Raw genomic sequence first — 14,060 nt, 5'->3', positions numbered from 1 at the left:
ACCGCCGCGCCGACGGCCGATCCCTAGGGTGAGCCACATGACTGCACCGCGCACGACGCGACCCACGGCCCTCGTCACCGGCGCGAGCGCCGGCATCGGACACGAGTTCGCGCGGCAGCTCGCCGCCCGCCAGCACGACCTGGTCCTCGTCGCGCGCGACCGTGAGCGCCTCGACGCCGTCGCCGCCGAGCTGACGAGCAGGTATGCCGTCACGGCCGAGGTGCTCGTCGCCGACCTCTCGGATCGGTCGGCCCTGCAGACGGTCGCCGACCGCGTCGCCGACCCCGAGCGTCCCGTCGACGTGCTCGTCAACAATGCCGGCTACGGCCAGCGCCGCAGCTTCCTGCGCAACGACGTCGCCGTCGAGGAGGCCGCCTTCGACGTGCTGACGCGGGCGGTGCTCGTCCTCTCGCACGCGGCCGGTGTCGTGATGCGCGAGCGCGGCCGGGGCCGCATCGTCAACGTCTCGTCGGTGGCCGGCTTCATCGCCTCCGGGTCCTACTCCGCGGCCAAGGCGTGGGTCACGACCTTCAGCGAAGGGCTCGCGAGCGAGCTGGCCGGTTCGGGGGTCACGGTGACGGCCCTGTGCCCCGGCTTCACCAACACCGAGTTCCAGCAGCGCGCGGGGATCAGCAAGCCGGGCCCCGACTTCATGTGGCTCGACCCGACGCGCCTCGTCTCCGACTGCCTCGACGACGTCGACAAGGGCCGGGTCGTCTCGGTCCCGGGCCTGCAGTACAAGGCGATCGTCGGGCTGCTCCGCGTCGTGCCGCGGTCGGTCGTGCGCCGCCGGGCGCGCCTCGTCCGCCGCTGAGTCGAGGATCTCCTCGTCGGCGATTTTCGCCTGCGAACGGGAGAGTTGTGTCGGATGTCCAGTTCGTGCAAGGGAACTCGGCGATCCTCGCTCGATCGTGCTCAGTCGCAGTGACCCGGTGTTACCGTGAAACGGCAGGAGGTCGCCGACTCCTCACCACTAGGTCCACGACCGGCGGAGGGTCGGGAGTGGGCCTTGGCTCCTACAGTTCTGGACCTGAGTGATGACAGTGAGACGGCAGCCTTCCGACCTGGGGGGTCGGATGTGCGTCGGGTGCTGGGGCGCCCGGCGGCTGCCGCCGCGTCGGTCAGATCCCGTCACGTCACCCGTTGGGATGGGTGATGATCCGTCGCCGGACGCGACGGTGCTCTGCCGTGTCACCGCCTGACCCGGGCCGAGCGGGGTTCTCGGCCTGAGTACACAAGACAAGTCCGGGGGGACCGCATGTCGAACCGAAAGTCGGACTACATCCGTCGTGAGGCGCAGCCTCGTCGCGACGTACTCATCGAGGGTGGTCACCGGGCGCCGCGTCGTCCGGGTGGCGATGACGCGATGCGCGCGCTGTGCCACGACCTCATCCAGCCGTTGGCCACGATCAGCCTGCTCGCCGACCCGCAGGTCCTCGACAGCAAGGAGCGCCTGAGCCGGATCCAGCACGAGGTCGCCTGGCTCACCGAGCTCGTGGGATCCGTCCTGGGGGACGCACCCGGAGACGACCCGGGACTGCTCGACCTGAGGGACGTCGCGACGTACGCGGTGTCGTGCTGTGCCCTCGTCACGTCGTCCACGGTCACGATCGAGGCGGAGGGGCCCGTGCCCGTGCTCGCGTCGCGCATCTCGCTCGTCCGCGCGTTGATCTGCTTGCTGGACAACGCTGCTCGGGCCGCAGGAACGGACGGGCACGTGGCGGTCGCCGTCGGTGCGAACGCCCCGTGGGCCGTGCTGACCGTCGTCGACGACGGGCCGGGGCTGGGGCGCCTCGTGCCCCAGCACTCCATCGGTCTGGTGACGGTGGCAGCTGTCCTCGAGGAGTGTCGTGGACGGCTCCGGCTCGAGAACGGTGTCCACGGGGGCGCTGTCGCGACGGTCGAGCTGCCACTCCTGCCGTGGGCCGAGGCGCGATGAGGATCGTGGTCTGCGACGACCATCGCCTCCTGCTCGAGGCTCTCGGCGCCTCCCTCGAGGCCCGCGGCCACGACGTCGTGGCGCTGACCCTGGCGCCCGACGCCGCCGTCGCCGCGGTCGCCGAGTACGCACCCGACGTGTGCCTCATCGACCTGCACTTCCCGGACGGGACGAGCCTCGAGGCGGTGCGCGTCCTGACGGCACGCCATCCGGGCACCAAGGTCGTCGTCCTCTCGGCGACGGCCGACCCCCAGGCGGTCGTCGGGGCCCTCTCCGTCGGTGCTGCCGGCTTCCTCTGCAAGGCGATGTCCCTCGATGCGATCTGCCTCATGCTCGACCGGGCCGTCGAGGGGCAGGTCGCCGTGGAGGCGACGCTGCTGCAGCGCGCCTTCCTGCCTCCGTCCGCCCACGACCCGCTCTGGGCCCTCCGCTTCCTGACCGACCGGGAGTGGGACGTGCTGTGGTGCATCACGAGGGGACTGGCGACGCAGCAGATCGCCCACCGGCTCGGCGTACAGAACAGCACGGCGCGCACGCACGTGCAGAACCTGCTCACCAAGCTCGGGGTCCACTCCCGGCTCGAGGCTGCAGCGCTGCTCGCCGACCACGGGAGCGCGGCGATCTGGCCGGCGCGACTGCGCGCCTGAGGACGACACGGTCGGCCATGTGACGTAGCCGGAGGTCGTCCAGACGGCGGGTGCGCGAGGCACCGTCCCGAACGATGCTGTGTCGATGGCGCCCCAACCTGTTCGGGTTGCGGTCTTCGCCCGACAGCAGCTGGTACTGGAGGCGTTGGCGGAGGCCCTCGAGACGCGACCCGGCATGCGGGTGGTGGGCCGCACGAGCACGTCGGCGGGTCTGCCCCAGCTCCTCGGCTCGGGCCGGGTGGACGTGCTCGTCCTGCACGCGGTCACGCGCCAGGAGCTGTCGTCCGACCTCGTGCGCACTGCACTCGCACGCGATCACGACCTGGGGATCGTGCTCCTGACCGAGGCGGGCGCGGCCGACCTCGTGCGTGACGCCCTCGAGTCCGGCATCCGTGGATGGGTGTGCAGCGACGAGTCGCTCGACCGACTCGTGGCCGCCGTTCGCGAGGTCGGCGCGCACGAGGTGTTCATGCCGGTGTCCCGGATGACCGCCGTGCTGGCCCCACAGAGCGTCCCGACGACGTCGGACGCGTCGAACCGCCTTCTCCTGCGCCTGACTCCGCGTCAGCAGGACGTCCTGCGCTGCCTCATGGACGGGTGCTCGCGGGACGAGACGGGACGGCTGCTCGACATGTCGCCCAACACCGTCCGCACGCACGTGGGAGCCATCCTGCGGCGGCTCCAGGTCCACTCGACGCTCGCGGCCGTGGCGGAGGCCCGCCGCGGCGGGCTCCTCGGTCGGAGTGCCGAGGGAGCGTCTACCGCGAATGGCGTAGGCGGACTCGGGCGCTGAGCGGGTGTGGGGCTGCCGCCCTGTTCCTACCGTCGAGGGAGCGGGCGCCACCCGCGCCCACGTTCGCAGTCTCTTCACGTCCAGGGGTAGCCATGACGGTCCACACATCCGCACCACGAGTGGCCGCGGCTCGCTCGATTCCCTTCGCGCGCACGGTGATCGGTCCCGATGCCCGCTCCGCCGTCGCCCAGGTCCTCGAGTCGGGGTGGGTGACGACGGGGCAGCAGGTCGCCGACTTCGAGCGAGAGTTCGCCGACCACGTCGGTGCCGCGCGGGGCGTCGCGGTCAGCTCCTGCACCGCGGGACTGGAGCTCGCTCTGCGGGGCCTGGGTCTGGCCCGTGGGTCGCGCGTGCTGATGTCGACGAACACGTTCTGCGGCGCAGCCGGAGCCATCACCCATGCCGGCCTCGTGCCGGTCCTCGCCGACGTCGACCCCTGGACGGCCGTCCCGGCCGAGGAGCACATCCGCGCTGCCGTGCGCGACGTCGGTGGCGTGTCGGCCATGGTCGTCATGCACCTCGGCGGCAACCCGGTCGACGTGGATGCCGCCGCCGCGGCAGCCGGGATCGGACTCGACCACGTCATCGAGGACGCCGCGCACGCGCTCGGCACGTGGGTCGGGACGCGACCGGTCGGGTCGATCGCCCGCGCGACCTGCTTCAGCTTCTACGCCACGAAGAACCTGGCGATCGGGGAGGGCGGCATGGTGACGACCCTCGACGAGGACTTCGCCGAGGTCATGGCCCGCACCCGGCTGCACGGGATGTCCCGCGACGCCTGGCGCCGCTACTCGCCCGGGGCGAGCTGGCGCTACGACGTGGCCGACGACGGCCTCAAGGCGAACCTCACGGACGTCCAGGCAGCGATCGGTCGTGCGCAGCTGCGCCGGTTCGACACCGACCAGGCACGCCGTCGCGAGGTGGCGGCGCGCTACGACGCGCAGCTCAGCAGCCTCCCCTGGGTCAGCCTGCCGCCGCGCCCGGTCGAGGGCCGACACGCCTGGCACCTCTACGCGGTGCGGGTCCACTCAGGCTTCCCGGTCGCCCGCGACGAGCTCATCGACCGGCTCAACGACCAGGGCATCGGGACCTCGGTGCACTTCATCCCCCTGCACCGGCTGACGTGGCACGTCGAGCACTGCGTCGTGCCTGCCGGCGGGCTTCCCGGCGCCGACGCCGTCTTCGCCACCACCCTGTCGCTGCCCTTCGACCAGAACCTCACCGATGACGACGTCGACGAGGTCTGTGCGGCGCTCTGGCGGATCGGGGGCACGCGATGACGTCACAGCTGGTCACCCTGCCGGGGCTCGGCAGCGCCGGTCCCGGACTCAGGCTCCGGACCCTCATCGTCGGAGCCGGGGCAGCAGGCAAGGCTCTCGCGCGGGACCTGCAGCGAGTCGACGACTTCGGGCTGTGTCCCGTGGGCTTCCTCGACGACGACCCCGGCAAGCGCCGGGTTCGCCACCTCCCCGTGCTCGGCCGGCTGGCCGACGTCCTGCGGGTCGCGACGGCCGAGCGGATCGACGTCGTCGTCCTCGCGATCCCGGGGCTTCCCGAGGCCGAGGTGACGAGGCTGGCCACCGCCGCCGCCCGCGTCGGGGCGAGTGTCCGCAGGCTGCCGTCCTTCGTGGCCCTGCTGCGACGCGACGTCGTGGGCACGGACATGTGCTCGCTCGACGTCGCCAACCTGATCGGCCGCTGCGAGCTCCACGTCGCGTCACCGGAGGTTGCCGAGATCATCACGGGCAGAACGGTGCTCGTGACCGGGGCCGGTGGCTCGATCGGCAGCGAGCTGTGCCGCCAGGTCAACGGCTTCGTGCCCCACCGCCTCGTCATGCTCGACCACGACGAGTCCAACCTCCACCGCCTCCAGCTCGAGCTGCGGGGAGAGGCGTTCCTCGAGTCGCACGACACCGTCGTGGCCGACATCCGCGACGCCGAACGCATGCGGCAGGTCATGGGGCAGTACAAGCCGCAGGTCGTCTTCCACGCGGCGGCGCTCAAGCACCTGCCGATGCTCGAGGAGCATCCGTGCGAGGGCGTGAAGTCGAACGTCCAGGGCACCGAGAACGTGCTGGTCGCCGCGGTCGAGGCGGGAGTCGAGCGCTTCGTCGCCATCTCCACCGACAAGGCCGCTGACCCGACCTCCGTCCTGGGAGCGACCAAGGCCCTGGCCGAGCAGGTGGTCAAGAAGCACGCGGGAGGCCGCACCGTGGTCTCGGCCGTGCGCTTCGGCAACGTGCTCGGCAGCCGCGGCTCGCTCCTGCCCGTGCTCGTGGCCCAGATGGCGGCCGGACGGGACGTGACCGTGACGCATCCGGACGTCACGAGGTACTTCATGACGATCGAGGAGGCGGTCGGGCTCGTGCTCGAGGCCGCGCACCTGACCACCGGCTCGGAGACGTTCGTGCTCGACATGGGCTCACCCGTCCGGATCGTCGACCTCGTGGCCAACTTCGCACGGCAGCTCGGCGTCCGCGACGTCCACATCCGGTTCACCGGGCTCCGTCCCGGGGAGAAGCTCCACGAGTCGCTGTTCAGCGACGACGAGGAATGCCTCCCCACGAGTCATCCACGCATCTTCGGCGCGCAGGCCGTCCCCGTGCACGAGCACTTCGACGCCCTGATGCTCGCGCTCTACGACGCCGCCCGGCGGAACGCGGCGGACGACGTGCGCCGCGCCCTCGCTGCGGTGCTGCCGGTCTACCGCCCCGAACCCGGCGACGTGTTCGCCCTCCAGACGTCCGCCCCGTACCCGGACGACTACTGATGCAGCCCGCACCCCACGAGGACAGGTTCGCCCCATGAAGATCACCGTCATCGCCGGTCGCGCCGCGGAGCCGACGTCGGTCCGGCCGGCAGGCCACCACGAGGCACGCGTGTTCGACAGCGACCGCGTCCCGGCGGACCGAGACCTCGTCGCGTCGCTGAACTCCGCCACGCTCGGGATGGACCTCGTGGCGCCACCGGTCGTGCTTCCCGACTTCCACCACAAGTCGGCCATGGAGATGCCCTCGAGCATCGCCGTGGCGACGGCAGGGACGATCCGACCGACGCTCACGAGCTCCTCGGTCAACTGCGGCATGGCGCTCATCGCCCTGGGCTGCGACCGACCGAGCGATGCCGCCGTCAGCGACTTCTACCGCCGGGTGCGCGAGCGCTACCCCTATCCCACGACCAACCGGCGCGACCTGTCGTATCGGGACGTGGTCGCCGCCGCCACCGAGGGCGCCGGCTTCGCCGTCGAGCGGAACGGGGTCGACCCCGCCGAGCTCGAGCGGGTGGAGGAGAGCGGCCGGATCGACCTCGCGGCGTGGGGCGGCAGCGAGCGTCTCGTCGCCGAGGTCCCCGCGCTCACGTGGCAGCTGGCCCGGCTCCGCTTCGGCACCGTGGGTCCGACGAACCACTTCGTCGAGCTGCAGGTGGTCGAGGAGATCCTCGACCCGGTCGCCGCCCGGCAGCTCGGCGTCCACGAGGGCCAGGTGACGCTGCAGTACCACGCCGGCGGCGGCGTGCTGACGGGCGAGATCGGTCACCTGTTCGCCCGCCGGCGTGACACCGCCCGCGTCATGAGGGCGGCGATGGCGGTCCAGAAGCCGTTGTTCCACCTCGCCACGGCGCGATCCACCCAGCAGGTCCGCGAGCGGATGCGCCTCTTCTTCAGCTCGGCGTGCCCGCCGGTCGGTCTCGACTCGGACGAGGGGAAGCGGCTCATGCTCGCCAACGCGGCGGCGATGAACTACGGCTTCGCCTTCCGCATGGCGACCTACCAGGCACTCCGGCAGCTGGCGGCGGATGCCTTCGGCGGCGCCCCGGGCAGGCTCGTCGTCGACTCGCCCCACAACTCGATCTACGAGGAGGACGTCGCCGGCGAACGTGCCGTCGTGCACCGTCACAACTCGTGCCGCGCCTACCCGGCGCACCTCATGGTGCCCGGGACCACCTTCGCGCAGACGGGTCAGGCGGTCCTGCTGCCCGGGACGCACCGGACGTCGTCGTACCTCGCGGTCGCCGGCCCGTCCAGCGGCCAGAGCCTCCACTCCGCCTGCCACGGGGCGGGCACCGTCATCGACCAGTTCGCGACGAGCGGGGCCTCCCAGCCCGATCCCGCGGGGCGCTCCACGCTCCGGTTCCGCTACGACGACACCGCTCCGAGCGAGACGGCGCACCTCGACGACGCCGGCGTCAACGCGGCGATGTCGGTCCTGTCCTCGCACCGGATCATCCGCCCGGTGGCGCGGATGCGGCCGTTCGCCGTCCTGCACTGATTCCCGGACGTCTTGAGAGAGAGAAGACATGCGCATCGATGAAGCCTTCCGCCGCATGATCGGTGGTTACTGGTGGCTGATCGGGTTGCTGGTCCTGGTGGCGTCATTGGGGGCGGGCGTCTACGCCACCAACCAGGACCTGCAGTACCAGGCCTCGGCGCGGGTCCAGATGTCCGGTGGTCTCGCCAGCACCAATGTCCAGGCGGACGCTGCGACACAGTGGCTCCAGGGTGTGATCACGACCCCCAACACGGTGCGTCACGCCATGGCTGCAGCTGGGCTCGAGGGCGACCCGACTCCCTTCGCCACCCACTCGATCGTCGTGAACCGAGTGGGCGTCTCCACGGTCAACGACGTCCTCGTCACCACGGGCAATGCGGACCGTTCGGTCATCGTCGCGAACTCGCTCGTCCAGCAGGCTCTCAAGTACGCCAACACCGCTCACCAGAGCGACGCCGTGAAGATGACCGCTCTCGACCACCAGATCAGCCGCTTCACGAAGGAGCGAGACGGCCTCATCCACCAGCTGGCGGCGGCTGCCCCGGGCGCGGTACTCGAGCTGCAGGCGCGGATCGCGGCGGACGCGCCGACCCTCACGGACCTGCTGCGGCAGCGCTCCGACCTCGTCCTGGCGGCGTCGGAGCGATCGAGCATCGGCTTGCTCGATCCCGCGACGGCGTCCTCTGATCCGGTCGGCCCAAAGGTCGGCCAGCTCGTGGCTCTGGCGGGTCTGGCCGCGCTGATCCTCGCGCTGGGCCTCGTGGCGATCCTCGAGGCACTCCACCCCCGGGTCCGGGGCCGTCGGTGGGTGGCGGCCGAGCTGCACGCCCCGCTCCTCGGGCACCTGCCCACGCTCGACCTCGGGGGACCACGGGGTGCCCGCGCCCTGCGTGAGTTCGGCGGTGCTGCAGCCGTGCTCGCCGCCCGGTTCACCGGGCGGCCGTTGCTGCTGCTCCCGGTCGAGAGGAAGCACGACCGGTGGGCTGCGCGCGTCTGCGCCGAGCTCGAGGCGCTCACCGGCCTGCATGTCGACCACGCCCCCGACGCGACGGTCGCGCGGCCGGCCGAGGACGTCGGTCGCCCTGCCGACCCCGTCGTGATCGTGCTCAGCCCGACCGTCGAGGCGCAGCGCCGCCTCGAGGAGCTGGCCCGCACCGCCGCGGTGATGGACTGGCCCGTCGTCGGCGTGCTCACCTTCCGGCGCCGGTGGCTCATCGACCGGCAGACGCTCGCGGAGGGTGGCCGGGTCCACCGTCCCCCCATCACCCCCCTCACGGAGGTCACCCCCGAGATCCCGGTGGATCCGGCCGACGGCGTCCCCGAGCCACGTCGCGTCGACCACGGGGCCCTGAGCAGCCACAAGATGTGGAGGATGCCGTGAGCCGGCGCGCCAAGTCCTGCGGCCTGACCCTGGAGGTCCGGTCGGTGCCACGCGGCTGGTCGCAGGTCATCGACCGCGCCCTCGGCGACCCTCCTCGAGCGGAGGCGCCGCACCGGGCCGAGGTGCCGCAGCCGGGCCGGGACGCCGATGTCGTCGTGCAGCTGGAGTCCTCTCGCGAGCCGTTCGAGGTGCACGGCCTGACGCCGCTCACCCGCGGTGCCTTCGCAGACGGCCGTCGCGTCGTGCTCACCGACGCCTGCGCGAGCGGTCTGGACCTGCTCGTCGAGCCGTCGCCGAGGGCAGTCTCGGTGACGGCACGCTCCCGCCCGGGGCCCTCCCACCGCGCCCTGCGCCTCGTGGCTCCCGGGCGCACCGAGCTGCTCTGGCGTGCCGCGCTCCTGCAGTACCCGACCCTGTGGTGGGCCGGTGTCGGGGGAGCCGTTCCGCTGCACGTCTCGGCGGCGCAGGTTGCAGGTCTGGGCGTGCTCCTCGCCGGGCCGGGGGGCGTGGGCAAGTCGACGCTCGTCGCCGGCCTCGGGCCGGACCAGGGCGCGTCGGTCAGCGACAATCTCTGCACCTACGACGGGGCGATGATCCACGGGCTGCGTGAGCCCCGACGCGTCGACGCGGGCCCGGTCCGGGCCGGCCGTCGGTCGATGCCCCACGGCCGGGTGGAGCAGCCGTGGGACGGCACGCTGCCCGCCATGACGCCGTCCCTGCTCCTCGTGCTCCGACGTGGCTCCGGGGCGCGACCCTCGGTGAGGCCGGTCCCGCCGGTGGTCGCCGCGAGAGCCCTCGCCACGGGCACGTACGCCGCGGGTGAGCTGCGCCGGTACTGGGCCTTCGCCGCGACGCTGGCACTGGGCACCGGCCTCGGCCCGGCGCATCCGTCGATCGTGGGCGAGTCGGAGCGCCTCGCCCGGTCCCTCGACTGCGTCGAGGTCGTGCTCCCGGCACGCCCGGGGACGTCCCTCGTCGAGCTCGTCGACCGCGCCGAGCAGGCCGCGCGAGCCGGGCGAGCGACGAACCCGGGGATGACAGGAGCGCGGGCATGACGCAGCGTGTGGCGCACATCATCACCCGGTGCGTCGCCGGGGCCGGCGGGGTCGCCGTGCGCGGGGCGGTGAGCCTGCCCCGAGAGCTGTACGCGAGCACTCTCGTCGTCGGCTCGGGTGACGCTCTCCTCGACGTCGCTCGCTCGAGCGGCGTCGACGTGGTCGTCGTGCCGGAGCTCGTCTCACCGATCAACCCGGCCCAGGACGCCAGGGCCTTCCGGTCGATCTCGCGGCTGCTCAGGGCCGAGGGTTTCGACGTCGTGCACACCCACAGCGCCAAGGCGGGCGTCCTGGGACGCGTGGCGGCCTCGAGAGCAGGCGTGCCCCGCATCGTGCACACCTTGCACGGATTCCCTTGGCACGACTTCCAGTCCGCTGCCGTGCGGCACGCCTACATCCGCACCGAGCGCGAGCTCTCGCACGTCACGGACGCCTATCTCGCCATCGGCACCGGCGTCGCGGTCGAGGCGCTGCGGCGCAAGGTGGTCCGCCCCGAGCAGCTCGTCACGATCGGTCCGGCGGTCGAGCCCGCGTCGGTCACCGCGTCGCCGGCGTCACGCTTGCGCGCGCGGGCGCTGCTCGGGCTGCCCGCGGACGCGACGGTCGTCGGCACGGTCGGACGGATGGACTTCCAGAAGGCGCCGGAGGTCATGCTCGAGGCGTTGGCCCGGATGGCGACGCCGGCCGTGCTCGTCTGGGTCGGTGGCGGTCCCCTCCTGGAGGAGACCGCCCGTCGAGCGCAGGCGTCGGGCCTCGAACGTCGCGTGCTGCTGCTCGGTCACCGCACGGACGTGGCCGAGCTGCTGCCGGCGTTCGACGTCTTCGCCATGTCGAGCCGCTACGAGGGCTTGCCGTGCGCCATCGTCGAAGCCCAGGCGTGCGGCATACCCGTGGTCGCGACGTCGGTGAACGCGGTCTCCGACGTCGTGGTCCCCGGAGTGACCGGTCTGCTCGTGGCGCCCCAGGACCCGGACCAGCTGGCCCGGGCGCTCGACCACGCACTCACCCACCCGAGACAGGCCGCTGCCTGGGCGGAGCGGGCCAGGGCCCAGCTCGGCACCCGCTACGACGCGAGCACCCTGGGCGCGACCCTGCAGGAGGTCTACACCGGCGACCCCGAGGTCCGCCGGCCGCTGCTGACGTCGGTGCCCGGGTGGGGGAGGGCGTCGTGAGCGCCCTCGAGGCCGCGCTGGCCCTGCTCGTGCCGGGTGGCACGCCGGTGGTCGAGGTCCGCGGCTCCCGACGGGGCTCGGCGGCGGCGATCGCGGGAGTGTCGTCGGCGAGGCGGCTCGTCCTCCTCGACGGGCGGCGGCTCAGCGCCAGGCGCCTGACACGTCTCGCACGGGACGCCGGCCTCGTCGTCGACCGTGAGCTCGTCGTGCTGCCGGGCCTGAGGACGGCAGCCTTCGTCGTCGAGGACTCGGTCGAGAGCCTGACGTGGTTCTGGAACGCCTTCGCGACCGTCCCCCCGGGGCGGTCCCGCGGATCCCTGCTCATCACGGCCACGACGTGCCTCGGCCGGAACCGCCACCTCGTCCGCTGGGTCGGTCCGCTCGTGGCCGGGCGCATGGTCATCGTCCACCGACCATGACCACGTCGACGAGGCAGACGGCGTTCCCCGACCTCGGGGCCGTCGAGGACGTCCTGCGGCGGCACCTGGACGACCGGACGGTCCGGCTCGCGGTCGTGGCCATGTCGCGGGACGACCATCCCAAGGCGGTCGTCATGGCGACACCCTCCGGTGCGACGACGCCGGTCCTCGCGGTGAAGGTGGCCCTGACCGGTGGGGCCGCCCGGTCGGTCCGTGCCGAGGCCGCCGCACTCGATCAGCTGGGGCAGCTCGACCCCGGTCTCGTCGGCGGGACGGTCCCCCGCCTGCTCGCCCTGCACGAGACCGTGGCCGGCACGTTCCTCGTCACGACGGTCTCGTCGGGTCGGCCGTTCTCGGTCGACTACCACCGCTGGCACCACACGGGCCGTCGCCGTGACGTGCGGGCCGACTTCGACGCGGCGGCCGGGTGGCTCTCCCAGCTGCACGGCCTCACGGTCCCGCCGCAGCCGGAGGTCGACGGCGCCGCTGCGCTCGAGAGCCGCTGGCCGGACGAGGTCGGGATGGCGGCGGCGCAGGCGTGCCGGCGCGCCAGGGCTCGGGTCGGCGACCTCGACACGGGTCACGTCACCCACGGCGACTTCTGGTGCGGCAACCTCCTGCGGACGGGTCGTCGGGTCACCGGCGTCGTCGACTGGGAGCACGCTCGCTTCGGTGGATCCCCACTGTGGGACCGCGTGCGTTTCGCCCTCGCCTACACGCTCTACCTCGACCGGCACACCCCGAGCGGTGCCCGGGTCCACGGGCACGCGGGCCTCCGCGCGGGTGCATGGGGTGACCCCGTGCGGCATCTGCTGAGGGGCGAGGGGTGGTATGCCGCCGGTGTGGCCGACTTCATCGCGCCCGCGCTCGGGCGCGACCCGAGCACCACGGCCTGGCGGGACGCCGTGCTCGTGGGTCTCGGCGAGGTGGCGACGACGAGCGACTCACCGCCGTTCGCCCGCGCCCACGCGTCTCTCCTCGCGGAGGCGGGGTCGTGACGACGACGGCGGCCGCTGCGCCCACGACGACAGGACGGGCCGCTGCGTCCGCACCGCTGCCGGCGCGCCGGACCGTGGTGCCGGCGTCACGGTCCGTGCGCCTCCTCATCGCCGCAGCCATCGCGTGCATGCCGGTCCTCACGCCCACCGGTCCCGGCAACACCTCACCTGCGGACCTGCCCATCCTCCTCGCGATGGGTGGGGTGCTCCTCTGGCTGTCGAGCAACGGCGTACGCCTCCACGTGCCGTACGCCGCAGGCATGTGGCTCCTGGTCCTGGCCGGTGCCGTCGCCGCGCTCGCCAGCCGGGACCTCCTCTCGACGACGGTCCTCGGACAGGACCTGTTCCTCCTGCTCTGGGCCGCCACCATCGCCAACGCCGTGCGTGCCGACCACTCCCTCGTCCGACTCGTGTGCGTCACGTGGTGCTGGAGCGGGATCGTCAGCGCCGGCCTGCTGGTGGCCGGTCGCCTCGCCGGGATCCCGTGGCTCGCCGGCCAGACCACCCGGGACGGCTCGCGGTCCGCCCTGACCTTCGGCGACCCCAACCTCGCCGGCAACTACTTCGTCACCTGCCTGTTCGTCGTCCTCGCCTCGCGACACCCGCGCCGCCGCCTCGCGCGCGCTGCGACCGTGCTCCTCCTCGTCGTCGCGACCGTCCTCACCGGGTCGAACGGCGCCATGCTCGGCATGGTGGTGGGCCTCGGCGTCGGGGTCGTCGTCGGGTCATGGCGGTCGCATGGTGCCATCGCCGCGACCGGGCTCGCGTGCGTCCTGGCGGGGGCCGCCGGGGTGGTCGTCACCTCGGTCGACTGGGGGTCGGTGCAGGCGAGCGCCGCCGCCGGTGGTCCGGTCCTGCACGACTCGTTCGGTCGGGGGGACTCGTCGAGCCAGGACCGGCAGGTCCTCTTCTCCGAAGGCGTCCGGCTCTTCTGGGACGGGACCCTGGTCGGTGTCGGTCCCGGGCGGACGAAGGAGGCCCTGGCGTCGATCCCTGCTCCCTACGTCAAGGAGGCGCACAACGACTACGTGGCGACGCTCGTCGAGCTCGGTCTCATCGGAGGCGTCGGCCTCGTCGTCCTGCTCGCGTCCGTGGCGGCACGGCTGGCGCGCGTCGCGGGACGCCGGGGACGTGGCGTGGCCGAGGGAGGTCGGGGACGCAGCGGCGACCCGGGGCCGGTGACGCGGCTCGTCCCGTCGCCGCACTTCCTCGCCGCCCTCGGCGCGGCGTTCCTCATGTCGGGCCTCTTCTACGAGGTGCTGCACTTCCGGCACCTGTGGGCGGTCCTGGGCCTCGTCGCCGGTCTCGACCTGATCCTCGCCGATGTGGCCGAGTCGCGGCGACCGGCTCCGGAGGTCCTGCCCGCCCCCGTTCCGGGGAGGCGATGA

The 14,060-nt window shown here is 72.7% G+C and carries 13 protein-coding genes; all 13 read left to right on the top strand.

Annotated features, from left to right (window positions below; translation table 11 throughout):
• Positions 1–37 precede the first annotated feature (37 nt).
• The 13 genes from ASH01_RS05115 to ASH01_RS05055 all read left to right on the top strand — a co-directional run bounded on the left by ASH01_RS05115 (position 38) and on the right by ASH01_RS05055 (position 14,060).
• Positions 38–814 (top strand): SDR family NAD(P)-dependent oxidoreductase, encoded by a 777-nt coding sequence (locus tag ASH01_RS05115; RefSeq protein ID WP_056772119.1) that lies wholly within the window; start codon positions 38–40, stop codon positions 812–814.
• Positions 815–1,258: 444 nt separating this feature from the next.
• Positions 1,259–1,939, top strand: a complete 681-nt coding sequence (locus tag ASH01_RS05110) for a sensor histidine kinase (RefSeq protein ID WP_056772116.1) — start codon at positions 1,259–1,261, stop codon at positions 1,937–1,939.
• Entirely contained in the window at positions 1,936–2,586 is a 651-nt protein-coding gene (locus ASH01_RS05105; protein WP_156415433.1) for a response regulator, read from the top strand. The genes ASH01_RS05110 and ASH01_RS05105 overlap by 4 nt, the downstream gene beginning before the upstream one ends.
• An 85-nt stretch (positions 2,587–2,671) precedes the next feature.
• Positions 2,672–3,379 (top strand): response regulator transcription factor, encoded by a 708-nt coding sequence (locus ASH01_RS05100; RefSeq protein WP_082622654.1) that lies wholly within the window; start codon positions 2,672–2,674, stop codon positions 3,377–3,379.
• 92 nt (positions 3,380–3,471) lie between these two features.
• Complete coding sequence (locus ASH01_RS05095) at positions 3,472–4,659, top strand: DegT/DnrJ/EryC1/StrS family aminotransferase (RefSeq protein ID WP_056772106.1); 1,188 nt, start codon at positions 3,472–3,474, stop codon at positions 4,657–4,659.
• Entirely contained in the window at positions 4,656–6,149 is a 1,494-nt protein-coding gene (locus ASH01_RS05090) for a polysaccharide biosynthesis protein (RefSeq protein WP_235509528.1), read from the top strand. Before ASH01_RS05095 ends, ASH01_RS05090 begins: the two co-directional genes overlap by 4 nt.
• Positions 6,150–6,183: 34 nt before the next feature.
• Positions 6,184–7,647, top strand: a complete 1,464-nt coding sequence (locus ASH01_RS05085) for an RtcB family protein (protein WP_056772103.1) — start codon at positions 6,184–6,186, stop codon at positions 7,645–7,647.
• 28 nt (positions 7,648–7,675) lie between these two features.
• The gene (locus tag ASH01_RS05080) at positions 7,676–9,028 is read left to right on the top strand and encodes a hypothetical protein (protein ID WP_056772100.1); all 1,353 of its coding nucleotides are present in this window, start codon (positions 7,676–7,678) and stop codon (positions 9,026–9,028) included.
• Positions 9,025–10,083, top strand: a complete 1,059-nt coding sequence (locus ASH01_RS05075) for a hypothetical protein (RefSeq protein ID WP_156415432.1) — start codon at positions 9,025–9,027, stop codon at positions 10,081–10,083. The genes ASH01_RS05080 and ASH01_RS05075 overlap by 4 nt, the downstream gene beginning before the upstream one ends.
• On the top strand, positions 10,080–11,255 hold the full coding sequence (locus ASH01_RS05070; protein WP_056772095.1) for a glycosyltransferase: 1,176 nt from the start codon (positions 10,080–10,082) through the stop codon (positions 11,253–11,255). The genes ASH01_RS05075 and ASH01_RS05070 overlap by 4 nt, the downstream gene beginning before the upstream one ends.
• Entirely contained in the window at positions 11,252–11,674 is a 423-nt protein-coding gene (locus ASH01_RS05065; RefSeq protein WP_156415431.1) for a hypothetical protein, read from the top strand. Before ASH01_RS05070 ends, ASH01_RS05065 begins: the two co-directional genes overlap by 4 nt.
• The gene (locus ASH01_RS05060) at positions 11,671–12,672 is read left to right on the top strand and encodes a phosphotransferase family protein (protein ID WP_056772082.1); all 1,002 of its coding nucleotides are present in this window, start codon (positions 11,671–11,673) and stop codon (positions 12,670–12,672) included. Before ASH01_RS05065 ends, ASH01_RS05060 begins: the two co-directional genes overlap by 4 nt.
• Positions 12,669–14,060 (top strand): O-antigen ligase family protein, encoded by a 1,392-nt coding sequence (locus tag ASH01_RS05055; RefSeq protein WP_056772079.1) that lies wholly within the window; start codon positions 12,669–12,671, stop codon positions 14,058–14,060. Before ASH01_RS05060 ends, ASH01_RS05055 begins: the two co-directional genes overlap by 4 nt.

The organism is Terrabacter sp. Soil811, from assembly GCF_001429655.1.
Lineage (GTDB): Bacteria > Actinomycetota > Actinomycetes > Actinomycetales > Dermatophilaceae > Terrabacter.
Note: the sequence above shows the minus strand (reverse complement) of the source record. Positions and strands in the feature narration are given on the sequence as shown.

Bases quoted from the DNA above. Each gene is read 5' to 3' on its own strand.
- ASH01_RS05115 (WP_056772119.1), top strand. From the start codon at position 38: ATGACTGCACCGCGCACGACGCGACCCACGGCCCTCGTCACCGGCGCG.
- ASH01_RS05110 (WP_056772116.1), top strand. From the start codon at position 1,259: ATGTCGAACCGAAAGTCGGACTACATCCGTCGTGAGGCGCAGCCTCGT.
- ASH01_RS05105 (WP_156415433.1), top strand. From the start codon at position 1,936: ATGAGGATCGTGGTCTGCGACGACCATCGCCTCCTGCTCGAGGCTCTC.
- ASH01_RS05100 (WP_082622654.1), top strand. From the start codon at position 2,672: ATGGCGCCCCAACCTGTTCGGGTTGCGGTCTTCGCCCGACAGCAGCTG.
- ASH01_RS05095 (WP_056772106.1), top strand. From the start codon at position 3,472: ATGACGGTCCACACATCCGCACCACGAGTGGCCGCGGCTCGCTCGATT.
- ASH01_RS05090 (WP_235509528.1), top strand. From the start codon at position 4,656: ATGACGTCACAGCTGGTCACCCTGCCGGGGCTCGGCAGCGCCGGTCCC.
- ASH01_RS05085 (WP_056772103.1), top strand. From the start codon at position 6,184: ATGAAGATCACCGTCATCGCCGGTCGCGCCGCGGAGCCGACGTCGGTC.
- ASH01_RS05080 (WP_056772100.1), top strand. From the start codon at position 7,676: ATGCGCATCGATGAAGCCTTCCGCCGCATGATCGGTGGTTACTGGTGG.
- ASH01_RS05070 (WP_056772095.1), top strand. From the start codon at position 10,080: ATGACGCAGCGTGTGGCGCACATCATCACCCGGTGCGTCGCCGGGGCC.
- ASH01_RS05060 (WP_056772082.1), top strand. From the start codon at position 11,671: ATGACCACGTCGACGAGGCAGACGGCGTTCCCCGACCTCGGGGCCGTC.